Origin of the sequence: Streptomyces arenae (assembly GCF_022343545.1) — a bacterium.
GTDB lineage: Bacteria > Actinomycetota > Actinomycetes > Streptomycetales > Streptomycetaceae > Streptomyces > Streptomyces humi.
Genome location: NZ_JAKQYH010000025.1, coordinates 1 through 19,460, shown reverse-complemented (window position 1 = coordinate 19,460; position 19,460 = coordinate 1). Strand labels below are relative to the sequence as shown.

At 69.2% G+C, this 19,460-nt stretch carries 14 protein-coding genes, 1 pseudogene and 1 CRISPR repeat array; of the genes and pseudogenes, 14 read left to right on the top strand and 1 reads right to left on the bottom strand.

Going from position 1 to position 19,460, the window contains the following annotated elements:
- Nucleotides 1–116 precede the first annotated feature (116 nt).
- Together MB828_RS13060 and MB828_RS13055 are read left to right on the top strand one after the other, a co-directional pair.
- A complete protein-coding gene (locus MB828_RS13060) occupies nucleotides 117–755 on the top strand; it encodes a TetR/AcrR family transcriptional regulator (protein WP_301648280.1) in 639 nt (212 codons plus the stop codon).
- A 36-nt stretch (nucleotides 756–791) separates the two neighbouring features.
- Nucleotides 792–1,574 (top strand): LmeA family phospholipid-binding protein, encoded by a 783-nt coding sequence (locus MB828_RS13055; protein ID WP_301648279.1) that lies wholly within the window; start codon nucleotides 792–794, stop codon nucleotides 1,572–1,574.
- An 11-nt stretch (nucleotides 1,575–1,585) separates the two neighbouring features.
- On the opposite strand, the gene MB828_RS13050 is transcribed toward MB828_RS13055, so the two are convergent.
- Entirely contained in the window at nucleotides 1,586–2,221 is a 636-nt protein-coding gene (locus tag MB828_RS13050) for a TetR/AcrR family transcriptional regulator (RefSeq protein WP_301648278.1), read from the bottom strand.
- A 135-nt stretch (nucleotides 2,222–2,356) separates the two neighbouring features.
- On the opposite strand from MB828_RS13050, the gene MB828_RS13045 reads away from it, so the two are divergent.
- From MB828_RS13045 to MB828_RS12990, 12 genes and pseudogenes are all read left to right on the top strand, one after another.
- Nucleotides 2,357–3,502 (top strand): VOC family protein, encoded by a 1,146-nt coding sequence (locus MB828_RS13045; RefSeq protein WP_301648277.1) that lies wholly within the window; start codon nucleotides 2,357–2,359, stop codon nucleotides 3,500–3,502.
- Nucleotides 3,503–3,540: 38 nt separating this feature from the next.
- Nucleotides 3,541–4,479, top strand: a complete 939-nt coding sequence (locus MB828_RS13040) for a fumarylacetoacetate hydrolase family protein (RefSeq protein WP_301648276.1) — start codon at nucleotides 3,541–3,543, stop codon at nucleotides 4,477–4,479.
- 19 nt (nucleotides 4,480–4,498) lie between these two features.
- The gene (locus tag MB828_RS13035; protein ID WP_301648275.1) at nucleotides 4,499–6,082 is read left to right on the top strand and encodes a bifunctional 3-(3-hydroxy-phenyl)propionate/3-hydroxycinnamic acid hydroxylase; all 1,584 of its coding nucleotides are present in this window, start codon (nucleotides 4,499–4,501) and stop codon (nucleotides 6,080–6,082) included.
- Nucleotides 6,079–8,040, top strand: coding sequence for an acetoacetate--CoA ligase (locus MB828_RS13030; protein ID WP_301648274.1), 1,962 nt, complete (start codon nucleotides 6,079–6,081; stop codon nucleotides 8,038–8,040). The genes MB828_RS13035 and MB828_RS13030 overlap by 4 nt, the downstream gene beginning before the upstream one ends.
- A complete protein-coding gene (locus tag MB828_RS13025) occupies nucleotides 8,037–8,486 on the top strand; it encodes a DoxX family protein (RefSeq protein WP_301648273.1) in 450 nt (149 codons plus the stop codon). Before MB828_RS13030 ends, MB828_RS13025 begins: the two co-directional genes overlap by 4 nt.
- A pseudogene (locus MB828_RS13020) lies at nucleotides 8,467–10,603 on the top strand (ATP-binding SpoIIE family protein phosphatase). The gene MB828_RS13025 and the pseudogene MB828_RS13020 overlap by 20 nt, the downstream one beginning before the upstream one ends.
- 2,102 nt (nucleotides 10,604–12,705) lie before the next feature.
- Nucleotides 12,706–14,247 (top strand): MarR family winged helix-turn-helix transcriptional regulator, encoded by a 1,542-nt coding sequence (locus MB828_RS13015; protein WP_301648272.1) that lies wholly within the window; start codon nucleotides 12,706–12,708, stop codon nucleotides 14,245–14,247.
- Nucleotides 14,244–14,822, top strand: coding sequence for a helix-turn-helix domain containing protein (locus MB828_RS13010; protein WP_301648271.1), 579 nt, complete (start codon nucleotides 14,244–14,246; stop codon nucleotides 14,820–14,822). Before MB828_RS13015 ends, MB828_RS13010 begins: the two co-directional genes overlap by 4 nt.
- 196 nt (nucleotides 14,823–15,018) lie before the next feature.
- The gene (locus MB828_RS13005) at nucleotides 15,019–15,735 is read left to right on the top strand and encodes a ParA family protein (RefSeq protein WP_301648270.1); all 717 of its coding nucleotides are present in this window, start codon (nucleotides 15,019–15,021) and stop codon (nucleotides 15,733–15,735) included.
- Nucleotides 15,732–16,550 (top strand): hypothetical protein, encoded by an 819-nt coding sequence (locus tag MB828_RS13000; RefSeq protein ID WP_301648269.1) that lies wholly within the window; start codon nucleotides 15,732–15,734, stop codon nucleotides 16,548–16,550. Before MB828_RS13005 ends, MB828_RS13000 begins: the two co-directional genes overlap by 4 nt.
- A 129-nt stretch (nucleotides 16,551–16,679) precedes the next feature.
- Nucleotides 16,680–16,994: a hypothetical protein gene (locus MB828_RS12995; protein ID WP_301648268.1), complete on the top strand. Its 315-nt coding sequence runs from the start codon at nucleotides 16,680–16,682 to the stop codon at nucleotides 16,992–16,994.
- A 166-nt stretch (nucleotides 16,995–17,160) separates the two neighbouring features.
- Complete coding sequence (locus tag MB828_RS12990) at nucleotides 17,161–18,165, top strand: restriction endonuclease (protein WP_301648267.1); 1,005 nt, start codon at nucleotides 17,161–17,163, stop codon at nucleotides 18,163–18,165.
- 325 nt (nucleotides 18,166–18,490) lie between these two features.
- Nucleotides 18,491–19,191: a CRISPR direct-repeat array (repeat unit 29 nt; unit sequence GGGACCATCCCCGCGTGCGCGGGGAGCAG).
- Nucleotides 19,192–19,460: the final 269 nt, after the last annotated feature.

Below are 19,460 nucleotides of genomic sequence, written 5' to 3'. Positions count from 1 at the left end.
GCCAAGAGGAGGCCCAGCACCAGGGGCAGTTAATTGCCCGCTGATGTGCAGGCTAGTTTATTGCCCGTTGATGTGCAACTATCGAACCACCCTCCCCCGTCAACCGGAGGTCCGACATGGCCCACGCACCCGTCACAGCCGCCCCGGAACGCAGCCGAACCCTGCTCACCCGGGCCCGCATCCTCGAAGCGGCCCGAGAGGAACTCGGCCGCGACCCCGACAGCAGCCTCGGTGACATCGCCGAGGCGGCAGGCGTCGTACGGCGTACGGTCTACGGCCACTTCAACGGCCGGGCCGCACTGGTGGAGGGGCTGGTGGAGGAGGCCGCGCAGGCGTTGCGGCGGGCGGTCCCGGTCCCTCGGGTGCCGGTGGCGGATGCCGTCACGGAGCTGGCGCGCTTCGTCCTCGCCGTATGGCCCGTCGGTGACCGCTACCGCATCCTGCTCCGCCTCGCCCCTCAGGACCTCGGGGCCGATCGGCTCGCTGAAGTCCTGGCCCCGGCGCGTGACATGGCGGAGGCGATCATCGGCCGGGGGCAGCGGCAGGCGGTCTTCCAGACCAACGTCCCCCCGGCCGTACTGACCCGGGCACTGGAGGGGCATCTGCTAGGGCTGCTGGACTGCGTGAACAGCGGGGTCTGGAGCGACGACGGCACGGGCACCGCGACCGCCGCCCTGATCGCGATGGGCGTGGCCGGCGACAGCGCCGCGGCATGCGTCCACGGGCTCATCCGGCCTGAGGGCGACGCCGCGTAGGCGCCATTCCCCAAGCACTACTCGAACAGGAGAACCATGTACCAGTCCCACCCCGACGAGGAGTACGTCGGCGAGCCCTACTACGGCGACGGCGCCGTGTACATAAGCCCCCCGACCCGAACCAGGCGGCGGCTGATCATCGCCGCCGCATCCGTGGCGGCATTGCTGATCGGCGCCGTCGCGGTCGACCGGATCGCCGCGGCGCGGGCGGAGAGCCGTACGGCCAAGGCCTTCCAGGACGGCATGGGAACCGCCGATCGCCCATCGGTGCACGTCAGTGGCTTTCCCGTGCTGACCCAGCTCGCCGAAGGCCGCCTCAACCACGTCGACCTCACCGCCCACGACATTCCCGCGAACGGCACGACCCGGCCCCTGCCGGTGACAAAACTGACGGTCGACATGGACGGACTGAAGACCTCGGGAAGCGCCGACGAGGCGCACGCCCGCAGCGTTCGGGCAACCGCCCACCTGTCCTACGCGGACGTGTCGAGCGCGCTCGGCGTGGAGGTGTCGCAGGGTGACGAGTCGGGTCGGATCAACGCCACGGCCAGTCTGCCGCTCGTCGGTGACGTGACCGTGAGCGCGGCCGTCTCCGCGGCGAGCGGCAACAGCATCTCCTTCACCGACGTCCGCGCCGAGCAGGGTGAACTGCTCGCTCCACTGAAGTCACTGATCGACAAGGCCCTGGACGAACCCATTCCGCTGCAGAACGTTCCTGAGGGGCTTCACCTGCGGTCGGTCACCACCACCGAGGACGGGATCGACGCCCGCTTCACCGGCCGATCGGTCACCTTCCGCCCAGACTCGTCGAGCTCCTAGCGGCAGGGCGGTCAGTCGAGGTCGGGCAGGGGGCGCCGGGCGACCTCGTGGGCGTCGTCCGGCGACAGGCCCAGCATGCGCAGGACCATCTCGGCGAGGTTCACCGCGGCCTCGTCGCCGTCCACCTCCGGGCGGGCAAAGCGCAGCTCCACCAGCGAAAGCAGGGTTCCGCCCAGCGCAGAGAGGGCGACCACCGGGTCGAGGGTGGTAAAGCGGCCGGAGGTGACGCCGACCTGGAGATCGCGCAGCGCCCGGCAGGCCAGGCCGTTGTCCGAGTGGATGTGGCCGAGGCCGCGACGGCGCAGGACCTGCATCAGTTCCGGATGGGAGTCGGCCATGCGGGCGCTGAGCCGGAAGCCGGCGGCGACGAGCTCCGCCGGGTCGTCGATCCCGGCCAGGCGCTCGTCGAAGGTCTGGCCGAACTCCTCCAGGGCGTCCACCACCGCCGTCTCGAACAGCTCCGCCTTGGAGTCGAAGTGGTTGTAGAAGGAGCCGAAACCCACGTCCGCACGTTCGGCGATCGCCTGGATGCTGGCGCTGGTGTCACCGCTCTCGGCGAGTATCTGCCGGGCCGCTCGCACCAGAGCCCCGCGGGTCTCGGCGCGACGCCGCTCGAACCGGTTGCTGGGCGGGGCTGACGTAGGCATGCGCAGAGTCTAACCGGCGGGACGATGGCGATCGCATTCCTGATGAATTCATCATTTTCTCTCGCGAACACCTTGACGACAGAACAGTCACAGTTGATGATTTCCTCATTACGGCGATGTTGCTCGGAGGGCACCATGTCTGAAATCCGCGTTAACGGGGCCGCCGTCAGCACGGCCCATCAAGACCTCCACAGCGCGCAGGGCGCCCTGCGCGGCGAACACCCCGGCCGCTCCCGGAACCCGGTGATCAAGGTGGCCGACCTGGCCTGGCTGGAGTTCCAGAAGCCAGACCTGGACCGCGCCGAGATCTTCGCCCGGGACTTCGGGTTCGGCATCGCCGCCCGCACCGAGCGAGAACTGTGGCTGCGCGGCACCTTCGCCGGCGCGCCCTGCATGGTGATCCGCAAGGGCCGCACCTCCCGCTTCATCGGCCCGGCGTTCCGGGCCGCCGAGCGAGCCGACCTCGACCGACTGGCCCGGGCCACGGGCAGGGACGTGCGGGACGCCGATGTTCCGGGCGGCGGCAAGGTCGTCGACCTGCTCGATCCATCGGGCTTCCCGGTACGGGTCGTGCACTGTGCCGAACAGCTGCCCGCGCTGCCGGAACAGCGACCGCTCCTCCTCAACTTCGGCGCGGATCACCGTCGTACGAACACCACGCAGCGCCCGCCGCGCGAGCCGTCCCGGATCCAGCGTCTGGGGCATGTGGTGCTGGAGACACGGGTGTTCGGCCGGGCCCTGGACTGGTACCTGGACACCCTCGGGATGATCGTGTCGGACTTCCTGTTCCTGGACGGGCAGCGCGGCCGAGGTCCGACGATGGCGTTCATCCGCTGCGACCTGGGCGGTATGCCGGCCGACCACCACACCCTGGCCATGCATCTGGGGCCGGGCACGGGGTACGTCCACTCCGCCTACCAGGTCACCGACCTGGACTCCATCGCCGCCGGTGGCGAATACCTCAAGGAACGCGGGTACAAGCGCAGTTGGGGCATCGGACGGCACATCCAGGGCAGTCAGCTCTTCGACTACTGGCGCGACCCCGACCATTTCATGCTGGAGCACTTCGCCGACGGCGACCTGTTCTCCTGCGACGTGGAACCCGGCTGGGCGCCCATGTCGACCAGCGGTCTGGCCCAGTGGGGCCCGCCCGCCACCCGTGACTTCCTGGGCGCGAGCCCCTCCCCGCAGCGCGTCCGCGATGTCATCGAGGCCCTGCGCGGCGACAACGAGATGGACCCCGCACGACTGTTCGGCCTTCTCAAGGCCGCCAGCTCCTGACCTCCCCGCACGCGAATCCCCCTCACAAAGGCACTGACATGAGCACCAATGTCCTGCGCACCGCTGACGGCTGGTGGGTCGTCCGTGGCAACCGAGCCGTCCCTGTCGCGACCAAAGCCGCGACCACCGCTGAGCTGCTGTCCGACCGCGCCGCGATCCACGAGGCCACCGCCTCCGACGAGCTGGGCACTCCGGTTGCCGACCTGGTCGCGATCTCGCCGGTGACCACGCCCTGCCGCGTCGTCGCCCAGATGGTCAACTACCGTAGCCATGCTCGCGATTCGGGATTCAAGGGCGACATCCCGCCCGCCTTCTTCCGCAAGGCGTCCGGTTCGGTCAGCGGCCCCGGCGAGGCCGTCGTCCGCCCCGCCCACGTGAAGTTCCTCGACTACGAGATCGAACTCGGACTCGTCATGGGTGCGTCCCTGGCCGTCGGCACCGTGGTGGAGGAGCAAGACCTGCCGTCGTACGTCGCCGGGCTGGTCATCACCAACGACATCAGCGCCCGCGAGGTGCAGCTGACCAAGACACAGTTCTACGAGAGCAAGTCCTACCCCACCTTCACACCCACCGGCCCCCACCTCACCCTGCTTGAGCCCGGGGACTTCGCCCATCTCCTCGACCTGCGGCTGAAGCTGAGCGTCAACGGGGAGCTGCGCCAGGACCGCACGCTGGCCGACATGATCGTCCGCCCGGCGCAGGCGCTGACCCTGCTGGCCCGTTTCCAGGCCCTGGACGCCGGCGACCTGCTGCTCACAGGCACTCCCGGCGGCACCGCCCTCAAGGCCCCGCCGAAGGCCGTCGAGAAGATCGGCGCGCTGCTGCCGCCCGCCGTGAAGTGGAAGGCGTTCTTCAAGAGCCAGGCCAAGAACCCGCACTACCTGAACTCGGGCGATGTGATCACGGCGACGATCGCGACCCCGGACGGCCGCATAGACCTCGGCGAGCAGCGCACGCGCGTCGCGGACGCGAACTAAACCCCGAGGTGAGCCGCACATGACCGTCGATGAAGCCGCACGTGTGCCCGTCGTGATCGTCGGGGCCGGGCCGGTGGGAGTGACCGCCGCGCTCCTCCTCGCCCGGCGCGGAGTCCGGAGCGTCGTCCTCGAACGCCACCAGGACGTCTACCCGCTCCCGCGCGCCGTCGCCAGTGACGACGAGATCCACCGGATCCTCCAGGCCGCGGGCGTCGGGGAAGAATTCACCGCGATCTCCCGTCCGGCAGGCGGGCTGCGGCTGCTGGACGCCCGGCACCGGGTGATGGCCGAGTTCCGGCGTTCCCCGCAGGGCCACCACGGCTACCCGCAGTCCAGCATGTTCGACCAGCCCGAACTGGAACGCGTGCTGCGCGAGGCGCTGGCCCGACGCCCGGAATGCGACCTGCGCGGCGTTGTGGAGGTCACCGCCGTCGGCCCGGACATGGCGGGCCCGGTCCGCGTGGCCTACCGCGACGGCGACGGCGGTGAGCACGAACTGTGGGCAGAGGCGGTTCTCGGCTGCGACGGCGCCAACAGCCTTACCCGCGAAGCCATCGGTGGTGTCTGGGAGGACCTGCGCTTCGAGGAGAAGTGGACCGTCATCGACGCTGAGACGACGGGTCCCGTCCGTTGCTGGGAGGGCGTCGACCAGGTCTGCGACCCGGACCGGCCGGGGACCTTCATGCGGGTGAACGAGACCCGCTACCGCTGGGAGTTCCGGCTCCGGGAAGGGCAGGAGACGGTCCGCGAACTAATCGCCCCGTGGTTGCCGCCCTCGTACGACGGGGACTTCGAGGTCGTCCGCGAGGCGCAGTACACCTTCCGGGCCCGCGTCGCCGACCGCTGGCGCAGCGGACGGGTCTTCCTGCTCGGTGACGCCGCCCACCTCACTCCGCCGTTCATCGGGCAGGGTCTGTGCTCGGGGCTGCGGGACGCCTACAACCTCACGTGGAAGCTCGCCCGGGTTCTCCAGCAGGGGGGCGACGAGCGGCTGCTCGCAACCTATGAGAGCGAACGCAGACCGCATGCCCGGCATGTGGTGCGGCTTGCAGTGGCCATGGGCTGGGCCATGACCGGCGGCCAGGACGGCGTCGCCACGATCCGCCGCAGGGCGTTGGCAGCGGCCTGCCGCATACCCGGCCTGACCAAGCTGGCCGGCCGCGGCCTCAGCCCGCCCCTGACCGCCGGGCCGCTGGTGCGGCGCGGAGGCCGCCGGGGCCTGGCGGGCACGTACTGTCCGCAACCCTGGGTGAGCGTCGGTGGACTGCGTACCCGGCTCGACGAGGTGCTCGGCGATTCCTTTGCCGTACTCACCGCCGCCCAACCCGGCCCCTCCCTGACGGCGCTCGCCCACGGCCTCGGCGTCCGCGCGATCCCCGTGACCGACCTCGGTGACGACGGCACGCTCGCCGCCTGGCTGCGCTCCGGACACGCAGACGCGGTCCTGCTGCGGCCCGACCGCGTCGTGCTGGATGTCGTCCCGCTCGGCGGGCGCGACTTCACCGCGACCACGGCCTGGGCGTCGCTGCTGCACACCACCCGAAGCCCTGATCCTTCCGAATGGCCTTCCCCGAAAAGCCTGTTGAGGAGCACGACGCGATGAGCACGCCCTTCTTCACACTCGATCCGAAGACGGCGGCAGCCAGTCGCATCGCAGAGTTCGCCCGGCGTCAGGACATCGACGCCGAGGACTACGCCGCCCTGCACCGGTGGTCGGTGACCGATCTGGAGGCCTTCTGGGGGGCGGTGTGGGAGTACTTCGGCATCGAATCTGATACCCCCTACGAACAGGTCCTGGGCGAGGAGCGGATGCCCGGCGCCCGCTGGTTCCCCGGCGCCACCCTCAACTACGCCCACCACGCCCTGCGCAACATCCGGGACGACGCCACGGCGATCGTCGCCCTCGACGAGACCGGTTCGGGGTACGAGGTGACCGGCAGCCGGCTGCGCGAACTGGTCGCCTCCGTCGCCGCCACGCTGCGCGACCTCGGCGTCGGCAAGGGCGACCGGGTCGTCGGCTACCTGCCCAACACCCCGCACGCAATCGTCGCGTTTCTCGCCGCGGCGAGCCTGGGCGCCGTATGGTCGGTGTGCGGGCAGGACTACGCCCCCAAGGCCGCCGCCGACCGGTTCGCCCAGCTCGAACCCACGGTCCTGATCGCGGCCGACGGCTATCTCTTCAACGGCACCACCCACGACCGACGCGACGCCGTCCTCGAACTGGCCGGCGCGCTGCCGGCGTTGAAGGCGACCGTGCTGGTCGATCACGTGGGCCTGCCGTGGCCGTCGCAGGCGTACCCGTCGCTTGTCGTCCCCTGGGAGGACGCCTCGACCCGTACCGAGGAACTCGCCTGTGTACCGCTACCCTTCGACCATCCGCTGTGGGTCGTCTTCTCTTCCGGCACCACAGGGCTGCCCAAGGGCATCGTCCACGGCCACGGCGGTGTGGTGGTGGAGCACCTCAAGACCCTGGGTCTGCACTCGGACCTTGGGCCCGGTGACCGTCTGCTCTGGTACACCACCACCCACTGGATGATGTGGAACCTGGTCGTCTCCACCCTCCTGACCGGCGCGACGACCTGTACGTACGACGGCAGCCCGGCGCCCTTCGCCAAGCTCGACGTCCTGTGGGAACTGGCCGCCAGGCACCAGGTCACCGTCTTCGGCACCAGCCCCCAATACCTGCTGGGCATGGCCAAGTTCGGCATCGACCCCTCGGCGCACGACCTGTCGTCGATCCGCGTGGTCGGCTGCACCGGCTCCGCACTGCCGGCCTCCGCCTACCCCTGGGTCCGCGAGCACGTCGGCGAACATGCCCTGCTGGCCTCCATCAGCGGCGGCACCGACATCGTCTCCGGCTTCGCGGGCAGCGCACCCAACACCCCGGTCTGGGCCGGCGAGTTGTCCGCACCGCACCTGGGCGTGGCGCTGGCCGCGTACGACGCCGAGGGCCTGCCTGTCACCGACCAGGTCGGCGAGCTGGTCGTCACCCGCCCGATGCCCTCCATGCCGCTGTACTTCTGGAACGACCCCCAGGGCACCCGCTACCGGGACGCCTACTTCTCCTCGTACCCAGGGATCTGGAGGCACGGGGACTGGATCACGGTTACGGCTCACGGCTCGGTCATCGTCCACGGCCGCTCCGACAGCACGCTGAACCGCAATGGCGTCCGCCTGGGCAGCGCCGACATCCATGACATCGTCGAACGCCTCCCCGAGATCGCCGAGGCCCTGGTCATCGGCGCGGAGGAGCCCGACGGCGGCTACTGGATGCCGCTGTTCGTGTTCCCCGCACCGGGCGTAGAAGTGGACGATGCCCTGCGCGAGAAGATCCGCGACGCCGTCCGCACGGGCGCCTCACCGCGCCACGTCCCGGACGAGGTCCTCGAAGTGCCGGGCATCCCGCACACGCGCACCGGCAAGAAGCTGGAGGTCCCGGTCAAACGCCTGCTCCAGGGCGCCCCGGTCGAGCAGGTCGTCAACCCCGGCACCGTCGACAACCCCGACCTCATCGACCACTTTGCCCGGCTCGGCGCCGAACGCCGGAACCGGTCGGCATGACGGCCGCACAGATCGCGCTCGCCGTCACCCTGCCTGTCGTTTTCCTGCCCCTGGGCCTGGCGAAGACCGCCGCGCTGCCGTTCATGCGCCAAGCGGCGGCTCACCTCGGCATGTCACCTGACCGATATCGCGTCATCGGCGCCCGGGAGGTCGCCGGGGTCATCGGGCTGCTCCTCGGACTGGTTGCGGGTCCGCTTGGGGTGGCGGCCGCGATCGGGCTGCCGCTGCTGATGGCCGCGGCGGCGGGGGCCCGCCTGCGGCACGGCGACCCGCCGATGCGCGCGCTGCCCGCCGTCGTACTGGCCCACACTGGCATATGCCGGGGCGATGGCCTGCGTGGGCTGACGTCGTCCGAAGGGTCACCGATGACCAGGTCGCGCCGAGCGGCGTACCGTCGACAGTGTGGACGCCACGGCCGACGGCCTCATGGCCCGTGTTGCGCGTGAACTCGCACCGAGAGCGGACGAGCTGATCGCGGAGGTGGCGCGATGCCTGCGCCGTGAGGTTCCAGAACTCTGGGCTGCCCCGGATCTCGCCCGGATGACCTCTGAGAACATCGCGGAGCACGTTGTCGGCGTGCTGACCGGACTGGAACTCGGCATCGAGCCGAGCGACATCGAACTACCGCCGGCCGACGTGGAACGCGCACGTCAGCTGGCCCGTCACGGTGCGCCTGTCACCGCGATGCTGCGGGCGCACCGGCTCGGCCAGGGCGTGGTCCTCGGCAGACTCCTCGCGGAAATACCGCGACGGACCGACGACATCGAGCTGATCGGCGCGACGTCACGCCGAATGATCGAGATGGCCACCGGATACGTCGACCGCGCCTCCGAGCAGGGCGTCCTGGCTTTCCAGGAGGAACGCGAGCGCCGACTGCAGTGGCGGCTGTCCGTGGTCAACCAGGCCGGTCTGAGCATCGGAACCACGTTGGACATCGCTCGCACCACTCAGGAGCTGGCCGTCCTCGCCATCGGCAGCATCGCCGACTCCGTAACCGTCGACCTGCTGGACTCCGTAGTCCACGAGCACGACACGGTCGCAGCGGGCCCGCCCGTACTGCGCAGGATGGCCCAGGGGACGGTGGTGGAAGGTGCCTCTGACCCTGTAATCGAGGTGCAGGAACTCCACACCTGCCCCGTGGGGTCCCCCTCGGAGCGTGCCCTGGCCACCGGGCTGCCCTCCCGGTACGAGGACGGAGACCGGTCGGTGCTGGTGGTGCCGCTGAGCGCGCGGGGCACCACCCTCGGCGTCGCCCAGTTCTCCCGTCACCGGACTCCCGGCCTCCCTGAACTCTTTGACGACGAGGATCTCCTCCTCGCCCAGGAAATCTCGGCCAAGGCTGCGGTGGCCGTCGACAACGCACGTCGTTACACACACGCCCGCGCTACCGCGCTCACCCTGCAGCGCAGCCTGCTCCCTCGGCGTACGGCGGAGCAGTCGGCCGTCGAGGTCGCCTGCCGCTACCTGCCCGCCGGCACCCGGGTCGGCGTTGGCGGCGACTGGTACGACGTGATCCCACTGTCAGGTGCCCGGGTCGCCCTGGTGGTCGGCGACGTGGTCGGCCACGGCATCCACGCCGCCGCCACGATGGGACGTCTGCGTACCGCGGTCCGCACTCTCGCGGACATCGATCTGCCGCCCGACGAGTTGCTGACACACCTGGACGACGTCGTCATCCGCCTGTCCACCGAAGCTTCGGCGGACCCGGACACGGAGGAGACGGCCGGGGACATCGGCGCCACATGCCTGTACGCCGTGTACGACCCCGTGGGCGGCCGGTGCTCCCTGGCACGGGCGGGCCACGTGCTCCCCGCTGTAGTGAGCCGCGACGGCGCCGTCGACCTCCTCGATCTGCCGCCCGGCCCACCACTGGGTCTGGGGCGGCCTGCCCTTCGAGGCGGCCGAGGTCGACCTGCCCGAAGGCAGCCTGCTCGCCCTGTACACCGATGGCCTGATCCAGGCCCGCGATCAGGACGTAGAGGCAGGTCTCACCCTCCTGCGTCACGCTCTCGCACAACCCGCCGCCTCGCTGGAGGCAGCCTGCGACACCGTGCTCCAAACCCTGCTGGCTCCACCGCGCGACCGGCCCCATGACGACGTAGCCCTGTTGCTCGCCCGCACCCGCACCCTCGGAGACAGCCAGGTCGCCGCGTGGGACGTGGACGCCGACCCGGCAGCCGTTTCCGGAGCACGTTCGAGCGCCGCGCGACAGCTGACCGAGTGGGGACTGGAGGAATTCGACTTCACCGCCGAACTCGTGATCAGTGAACTCGTCACCAACGCCGTCCGCTACGGTCGGCCGCCCATCCGGTTGCGGCTCATCCACCACCGGGGACTCCTGTGCGAGGTGTCCGACGCCGGCAGCACCACTCCCCATCTGCGCCGGGCCCGCACCTTCGACGAGGGCGGGCGCGGCCTCCTGCTCGTCGCCCAGCTCGCCGAACACTGGGGGACCCGCCACGCCAGGCAGGGCAAGACGGTCTGGGCTGAGTTGAGCGGGAGCGGAAATGGACATGCCGGGTTTCCGGACCCGACTTCCCTTCTTCAGTCCGCTATGGGATGAACACACTTGGATTTCATATCTACCCACCCATGTGCAATTATTGGAACGCTTCAGCGCGCCGCCCCTCCCATCCCTGACGGCGAGCCGAGCCGGCCAGGCGCGGGCAGTCCCCTGTGAGGGTGGGGGCTGCCTTCCCCTGGCTCCCCGCGGGCCGCCATCGCACACGGCCTCTTCACCCTCCGAGGCCGGGGCGGCCCGCATCGACGTCCGGGGCCTGCGTGACGGCTGGGCTCGCCAGGCCCCGGACGTGTTGCCCTTGCTCACGGCGGCGTCAGTCGCGTTGGGGGCAGTGGCATACGTCTCGCTCGCTTGCGCCGCCGACTTGAGCAGAGCACGTCCTTCGATGTCCACGTTCGGAAGACGATCTGCGCTCCGATTCCGCCGGCCGCGGGATACATCTGGCCGGGCGCATCCAGGGCCCGCTGGGACTCAGAACCAGGGATCGTGAACGTATCGTCGGTGTCCTCACCGACGACGCCGAGACCTACCAGGACCACGGGGGTTATCGCGGTCCAGAGGGCAGGGACCCCAGACGGTAGAGCCCCATCGCACACCCTGTCAGATGCCACACAGAGGGTGATGCCAAGCGTTGGAGCGATCCGGGCAGTGATGCCACCATCGGCCCCGCCAGCCTGCCGCCTTCCTCACCGACACGATCGGCCCCTTCAGCGGGGTCACCACCATCGACACCACCCCGCTGCCGGCAGCCGTCAAACGCGGGGCTGATCCGCCACTGACGACAGCGGCGGCCGGTACTGAGTCAGCGCCCGCCCGCCGTTATTGCGCGTCGGCGCCGCTCCGTTCACCGTCCATGCGGAAATGAACCAAGCGGCATTGTCCAAAGGCCCCTTCCGCTTCGGGGCCGTTTCCTCTTCAGGCCGTTTCCTTGCCCCTCCAACCTCCGCACCAGTCGCACCAGCACCCACACTCCCCGCAGCGGCCCGACACAGGACCGGCCGCGTCTTGGAGGTCGGGTGGCTCATACCGCGCAGCCGACCAAGGGACAACGCATCGGCCCGCAAGCACCGTCGGCCTAGTCCCGCCTTCGCCCTCCCGGCCCCTGCACGGCCCCTGGAACTTGACATCGAACCTCATGGCAGCGAGCCGGGCAATGAACGGCAATCTCGAACAGCTACTCCGCCGCAGGTCAGACGGGTTGCAACTGCCCCGAGCACTGCCGGACTCCAAACCCATGAGCAGCGGATTCAGTCCGTTCAGCCGAAGTCGACGATCCGGCAGGACGAATTGAACGTTTCCGCAGATCGGACGGGGGACGCAGCCGGACCACGCCCTCACTGCGCCACCCGAAACCTAACCGAGCCCCTCGTGGGCCGAGTCACCATCTGACAGCAGCCCCGTTTCCGCACGCGAGAGCTGGCGTCTCATGGGTGTCACCGGGAGACGGACAGCCGGTCGACGGCCGACTCAGACCTTCCATGTCTCGCAAAGCGGGAGTGTCAAGCCCGACACAACCATCGTCGGAAAACGCTCAGCGAGGCCGCCGGCTAAGCGCAGCGCTGACCTCACCCGCCCAGACGAGCACCCAGCCTGAACAGGCAGTTGCTTTAGCTCCTTCCGTGAGACGGAAGAGGGATTGCGCCCCGGTGGTGCCCTTCCGGACGATGGCGCCATCACCCCACGACGGGAGCCGCAGCCATGCCGCACATCACCGCCTTCGCCAGGAACCAGTGGTACAGCTAGCGCATCTTTCTGACCTGCGCTTGTGTGGAGGCGATGAGGCTGTGACCTGCTAGGACGGGTTGCAGAGGCGATCGGAGGCAGTCAGAGGAAACCGCTCTGATTCGACCCCGGTTCGACCCGGGTCGCTCAGAGGCAGTCAGAGGCATCGGCCTCCCCAACTGCCCTTTGAGCGACCGGCGTTGACCGGTTCGGATCCAGGGTGGCGACTCTGACAGGCCTCTCGGTCGTCTCCGGTCGAGCCGCGATGGGGACGCCTGCCTCCGACCGGTGCCAGAGCGCACGAAAGCCCCCAGGACGGCCATCCTGGAGGCTTCGCTGGCACCGATTGGAGGTCGGTTCCGGACACCACCTGCGGTTCTAGCGGGCCTCGGTGGCGTCCATGTCCTTGGGACGACCCCAGAATGCCACACCCCACCGCCCACCCGCACTACTCCCCGTCGGCTCCACGTCCGGATTTCTCCCCACCAGAGGCAGCCACAGGCCACCACACCACGCTGCAGGGACTCGCCTCCCTCCCCAGGGCCGCCGCCGACCTGGTCCTGCTCGGCGACCTCACCGGCCGCTACGCCACCGGCAGTTACAGCCGACTGGCCGCCGACGGGCGGACCGTGACCCTCCGCGCAGACCGCCAGGGTGCGGCCGAGCACGGTCACCGGATCACCGCGGCCATCGCCTGCCACGTCGCCCGCGCCGGCGGCAGCCTCGACCAGCTAATACGGCTGCTGCTGCACCCCGAGCACGAGGGCGGACGGCACACCCGCGGCATTGCGCTGCGCTCCGGGCAGTCACGCGCCCTGGACTACATCCGTCGGGTGTGGGCCAGCGCCTCGGCCACCGTCAGCATGACCTTGGCGCTGGGCTCGCGGCACGACGCGTTCGAGGTTCTCGCCGCGCTGCGGGACCGCATCGAGACCACGCCCTGGCGCGGGGAGCGGGGCCGGACCGCGCTACGCGTACTGCGAGCACACCTGAACTTCGCCGAGACCGCGGGCGGCCCTTTGCATCACGCCAGCGAGCGGCAGACCGCCCAAGAGGCAGGCATCTCCCGGACGACCCTGCGAGTGGTCTACGAGAGCGTCCTGAAGCCATGCGGCTGGCTGCGCCGCTTGCGGGTGGGCCATGGCCGGGAAGGCTCGACCTGGTACCTCGACCAAGGCAGCGTCCCCAGCCACCGAGCCCCTGCTCTGCCGTCTCGTTTGTGGACCACTCAGTTCCCCCCCGACCTGGCACTTGAGGAGTGGACCACCCCTGAGACGGCCACGACGGCCGACATCGACTCAACCGTCCTCAGCCGTCTGATGGGCCACGACGCCTTCGCCCACCACGGCCTCGGCAGCACCGCCCTCATGATCATCAGCGCTCTGCACGCACGTCAGGACCAGACGGTCGGCGAACTCGTCGGAACCTCCTCGGTCTCCCGCGCCACCGCCTACCGCACCCTGCAACGCCTCGCCGCCCACGGCCTCGTGCACCACACCGGGGAAACCTGGGCCCTGACGCCTCGTGCCCTGGAGGGCTTCGGCATCCGAATCCCAGACGGCGACACCGACGACGCCGCGACTCCGGCACAGGGCTGGGACGAGGTCGCCGAGCGGTACGGCACCAGAGGCGTCGCCGCTCGCCGCAAGGCGCTGCACGCGGCCGAACGAGTCGTCTACCAGGAGATGTTGGAGCGCCTCTCCGAGCATCGCAACCGGGCCGCGGTGATCGTCCACGACGGTCACAGGGTCCTGGTTCCCACGGTGCGGCCGGACGAGGTCCCGGCTGCCTGGCAAACCGCCGGCGGATGCGTCCTCGATCCGGCGACCGGCCGGGCGGCTGACGCCTGGCGGGTGGCGACGGACGGCCGGCTGATCCTCATCACCCCCGCCGACCAGCGCAGCTACGACGAGCTGGCCGCAGCCCACACGCAAGCCCTCAGCGAATGGGAGTCCACCGCATGAACCCTCCTCCCCCACCGACCGAGCCCGGCGCCGAACCGCCCAGCCCCCAGGACCTGCGTGAGCAATACGAGGCCGGGGCCACGGTCCAGGAACTGGTGGACGCCAGCGGCCTGCCCTACGGCACGCTGCTCAACCGGCTGCACGACGCCGGAACAGTGATGCGAACGTCGTGGCAGACCCGGAGACTGCGCGAGGATCCGCAAGCCCGCGCCCGTCTGGCAGCCCGGCTGCGTGTCCTTTACGAGAAGCACGGCGCGACCCTCGACGAACTGGCGCGCAAAGCGGGCAAGTCGAAGCCCGCCACACGACGCCTCCTCGTCGAGGCCGGTGCAGAGGTACGGACCACGCGGCAAACACGCGCGATCCGCTCCGCGCCCTCGAAGGCGAAGCGGCAGAAGCTCGCGCTCTGGCTGCGGAAGCAATACGAGGCCGACGTGTCGGTCCCGGACCTGGCGAAGATGTGCAACTTCTCCGTCGCCACGGTCTACCGGCTCCTGCGCGAGGCCAGCACTCCGATGCGGCCCCAGCACCGGCACGGCCCCGGCTCCGCCCGTCGGCCGGGGAGACAGCCATGAGGCCCCTCCACAGGACCGCGATCACGGTCAGACCGTTCATCCGCCCCGCGTGCGGGTGCCGGTCTAGACACGGGTTCCTGGCGCGGGCGCCTCCGATGTGGACCCGAAGCCCAGTCCGTCCCGGATGGTCGGCGTCTGCCGCAGCACCACCATCAGCACCCACCCCCTTCCGTTCTACTCTGGAGATCAAGCACACGTGAACGAGAACACCCGTCACAAGTCGCTCACCGTGGCCACGGCCAGGCCTTGGGAGTCGTTCGTCTTCGTCGTCGGCATGCTCAAGGGCGGCACCGGCAAGACCACCACCGCCTGGTTCATCGCCCTCTACTACGCCGTCGTCCTCGGCATCCCCACCCTGCTGCTCGACGCGGACGCCAGCAGCCAGTCCGCCTACGACTGGTTCAAGGTCGCCCAGGCCGACGGCTTCGAGATCCCCGCCAACCTGACCGTCGAGCGCTACCCGTTCGATGACATCGCCGAATACATCCGCACCAAGCGGGTCGAATTCGGCGCGATCATCGTCGACGCCGGCGGCGGCAGCGCCAAGATCTTCCACGACGCTGTCACCGAAGCCGACCGCCTCCTCGTGCCGGTCGCCCCGACAAAGATCGAGCGCCGCAAGCTCGTCGCCACCTTCGAGGAGGCCGAGCGCGCCGCCGCCCGCAACGAGCGGGGCGTCACCGCCCATGTCGTCCTGGTCAAGGCCGACGACCGCACCGTCCTGCCTCGCACCGCCAAGGACAAGCTCCTCGACCCGCCCAAGGGCGAGGGCATCGGCCCCGACCGCGATGAGCCGTTCCCTCTCGCCGACACCGTCATCCACGCCTGGGTCCACTACATGGAGGCCTTCGGCGAGATCCCCACCGAGCTCAGCGAGTACGCCGACCTCGTCAAGGAGCTGACCGCAGCATGAGCGAGAAGCAGAAGCCCCCGGCCCGCCCCCGCGGACGCGCTCTCGGTGGCACAGCCAAGGCGAACGCGGCAACGTCCGCGCCTCCGCCCACCGCCGAACTCACCCCCGAGCAGTACCAAGCTGAACAGGCTGCCACCAGGGCTTCGGCCCAGACGCCCGAAGCCGCGCCCGACGCAGCAGCCCCGCCGAAGACCGTCCGGGAACACGATGCGTCTCCTGGCGCCGCGGACTCGGCAGCGGCGAACCCTCCGAGCAACGCGGCACCGACACTGGCGGCGGCGAAGTCGGAGGCGGAGGCGATCGAGAGCTCGTCGCCTCAGCCGGTCGACGCCCATGCCGCACCGGAACCGGCACCCAGTGCCCACGTGGTGACGCCCGCTGCTGAGCCTGGTGCGGTCAGCGGGCACTCCGCAGTGCAGGAGGCCGTCACCGCGAGCTCCGACAACCCGAGTGCGGTGCCGGCCGCGGAGATAGCGGTCCGCACGGCGGCGCCTGTCGTCAGCGGTGCGGCCTTCCCTGTCCAGTTCCCTGAGCAGGTGCCCGCTCACGACCATCGAGTGCCATCGAACGAAGCGACCAGTGAGAGCGCGCCCTGGACGCAGGGCCCCGGCCGCCCGGGAGACATCCCCGACGTCGCAGTCCTTCTCAACCAGCGCGTCATCGCACGGGAGAGTCTCGACTCGTCCGTGCCAGCCGCGCTGAAGCTGAAGCGGCGGGTGAAGCGCTTCGCGCTGGACAACGAACTCGACCACTTGCCGCTCGGTGACATCGTCGCCGTGGCGATGGACGAGTGGCTCAGCACACGCGGGTTCTGAGGCTTGCGGCATCAGGGGGCCGCGGATGCTGGTTGGTCCGCGGTCCCCCCTGCCTTCCGTCTATCCCACTAGCCCTCTAGGCCGGTAGGCGGCTCGCTAGCCGCCTACCGGCCGCTACCGGAGCAGCTCATGTCTGATCTTTCCCATGTTGCGGGGCAACTTCGTCGGTTGGCCGCCGCGCTCGAAGCGCAGTCCAGTCCGTCCGGCGATCCATTCGCTCCGCATCCGGCCACGCTGGAGGTCATCAGAAGTCGCCAGGCGAAGCGCGGGCAGCTCAACTACGCCGTCCCGGAGGCCCTGGATCTGCAGCGCCGAATCCGGCGGTACAACGCTGACCATGGCGTGCAGCACGGTGACATCGTCGCGGTGGCGCTGGATTCCTTTCTGCGCGCGAAGGGTTACCCGCCTGACCTTGCCTCGCCCGTGCAGACTCAGCAGGGCTGATCAGTTGTCACAGTAGCCGGGTACCGGTGGCGGACCGTTGGCACTCGAGGTGTCTGATCTTGTGCAGAGGAACTGATGGTGCCGCTCCTGCTTCGATGCTGGTCAGGTTTGACCGGTATCTGTTGACGGAGCAGGGGTTGTCGGTGGCCGCGTATACGCTTCCGCGGTGATCATTGACCGCACTGCCCGTGTCGTTCCTCCCCGGTACCCCGATCGTTTCACGAGGCAGGTGATCGGTGACTCGTTGGGCAAGGCCGACGAGTCTGATCTCCTTGCCTCATTCCTGTGGGTGGAGGAGTTAAAGCTTGGCAGCGAAGGCTGCGAAGCGTTAACAGCGCACAGGGACGACCTGACCAAGTGGCTTGAGAACGCCTGCGGGTACAGGCGGGCTCCACGGTTCCGGGGCCGTGAGTGGGCATGTACACGGGTCGAGCTGGATGAGCTTCTCGATGCGCTCGCCAGTGGGCTGAGCGGCGAGATCGCGTTCATGGAAAGCGCCTTGAAGACGGCGACCGAAGCGTTCGAGGAACTACGCTCCCTGCCCAGTAGGGCTCTTGGGGATCTGTACGCGCCGGTTCGGACCGATTCGCCACTCAACGTGATCCTCGATCAGTGGTATGCCGCGGAAGACAGCGTCGAGCGATGCGTTGCACTGCACAGCTTGGCCGCCGAAGGACTCAAGCGCCTTGAGGAGACCGACGAGCGCAGAAGCAGGTTCGCTCGCACCGAGCAGAGCTACACCCTGGGGCAGATCCAGAATTTCGACGGCACGGACTTTGAAGCGCTCGTTGCCTGGCTCGCTTACAGGGACGAGATGAAGGTCCAGAGGGCGCGGGGTGGCAAGAACGACCGTGGTGCTGACGTCATCGCCGAGACTCCGGACGGACGAAGAGTGGTCGCTCAGTGCAAACACTCCAGCAAGGGTTCCAAGCACACGGTGACGAGCACGAACGTGCAGACCTTCAATGGCACAGCGCGCCCGGAGCATCAGGCAGACATCCCAGTCATGGTCACGAATGGCACCTTCTCAGAGCCGGCTCGCGAGTTTGCCAGGGACCACGCCATTCATCTGATCGGTTCGCAGGAGCTGGAGCGCTGGGCCACGTGGGGGGACTCTCTGTACGAGGTGGTGGGTGTGCCTGTTCCGTCTCCAGCGTCGCCTTCCGACTGACTCGTCCCCCTTCAGTCAACGTAGGACGAGTGCCATCGCTTACGTCCGTCCGGGCAGCCGCTCCGGTAGCAGCAGATATCAGGCTTCATCAGTTGGTTGCGTTGCCAACGCCTGCAGCGATGTCTTCCTACCGGACGTGTAGCCCGGTGGATGGCAGTCTCGACACCGAGCCTTTGCGTGCTCGGCCTTTGGGCGCACCGTCGGCCGTGCAGGCTTCGACGAGCGCAGCGGCCTACGGGTAGAGGCCGCGGCTGCGGGCTCTGGGTATCTCTTGTCATCCTGCGCTGGCGAGTTGGGGGAAGGCTTCGGAGCGGGCGGGTCACTGGGGACCATCCCCGCGTGCGCAGGGAGCAGTTCTCCTCGACCTTGGCGGTCAGCTCGACCTTGGGACCATCCCCGCGTGCGCGGGGAGCAGGCCGTCCTTCATGGTGTGCAGCACGTAGTGCCGGGGACCATCCCCGCGGGCGCGGGGAGCAGCCCCCGTTCAGCCGGAGCGCGATCCGCATCGCGGGACCATCCCCGCGTGCGCGGGGAGCAGATCACCTGGGGCGGTGCCAACACCATCAGGGCGGGACCATCCCCGCGTGCGCGGGGAGCAGCTGATCACGGTGGCGGCGTACACGTCGGGCTTGGGACCATCCCCGCGTGCGCGGGGAGCAGTTCTACGAAAAGGTCGGGATCGGTCTCATGCCGGGACCATCCCCGCGTGCGCGGGGAGCAGCAGGGCGTGCGCCACGAGCAGCAGGTGGCTGAGGGACCATCCCCGCGTGCGCGGGGAGCAGCCGTCCGAGCCCTGCTGTGCGGTCGCCCCGCAGGGACCATCCCCGCGTGCGCGGGGAGCAGATCTTGGCCGCGCCGTTCACCGCGCCCGTCACGGGACCATCCCCGCGTGCGCGGGGAGCAGGGCGTTGTCGAGGTTCGTCATGCCGCGACCTCGGGACCATCCCCGCGTGCGCGGGGAGCAGAGTTGGCGCAGCGACGGCGATCCGGTCAATTCGGGACCATCCCCGCGTGCGCGGGGAGCAGGCTACGTGACCTGGGACTTTGCTGGGCGGTGGACGGGTTTTTCAACACTTCCACGGAATCCGGCATAGTGCCCAAACCTCTCAGTTCGATCGACCGGATTGAGTTGACAGCGCAGTCTAGACACTTATGGATCACGGCTGGGGGACTTGAGGTTGATCGAGCCGGTTTCCCTGGAAAAGCGGCCCGACTATGGGTTTTGCGTGTAGTCATCTGGCATGGCACGTGAGGGGGAGAGCAGATCGGGCTGCGCGTTCGGTTGAGCGGCCCAG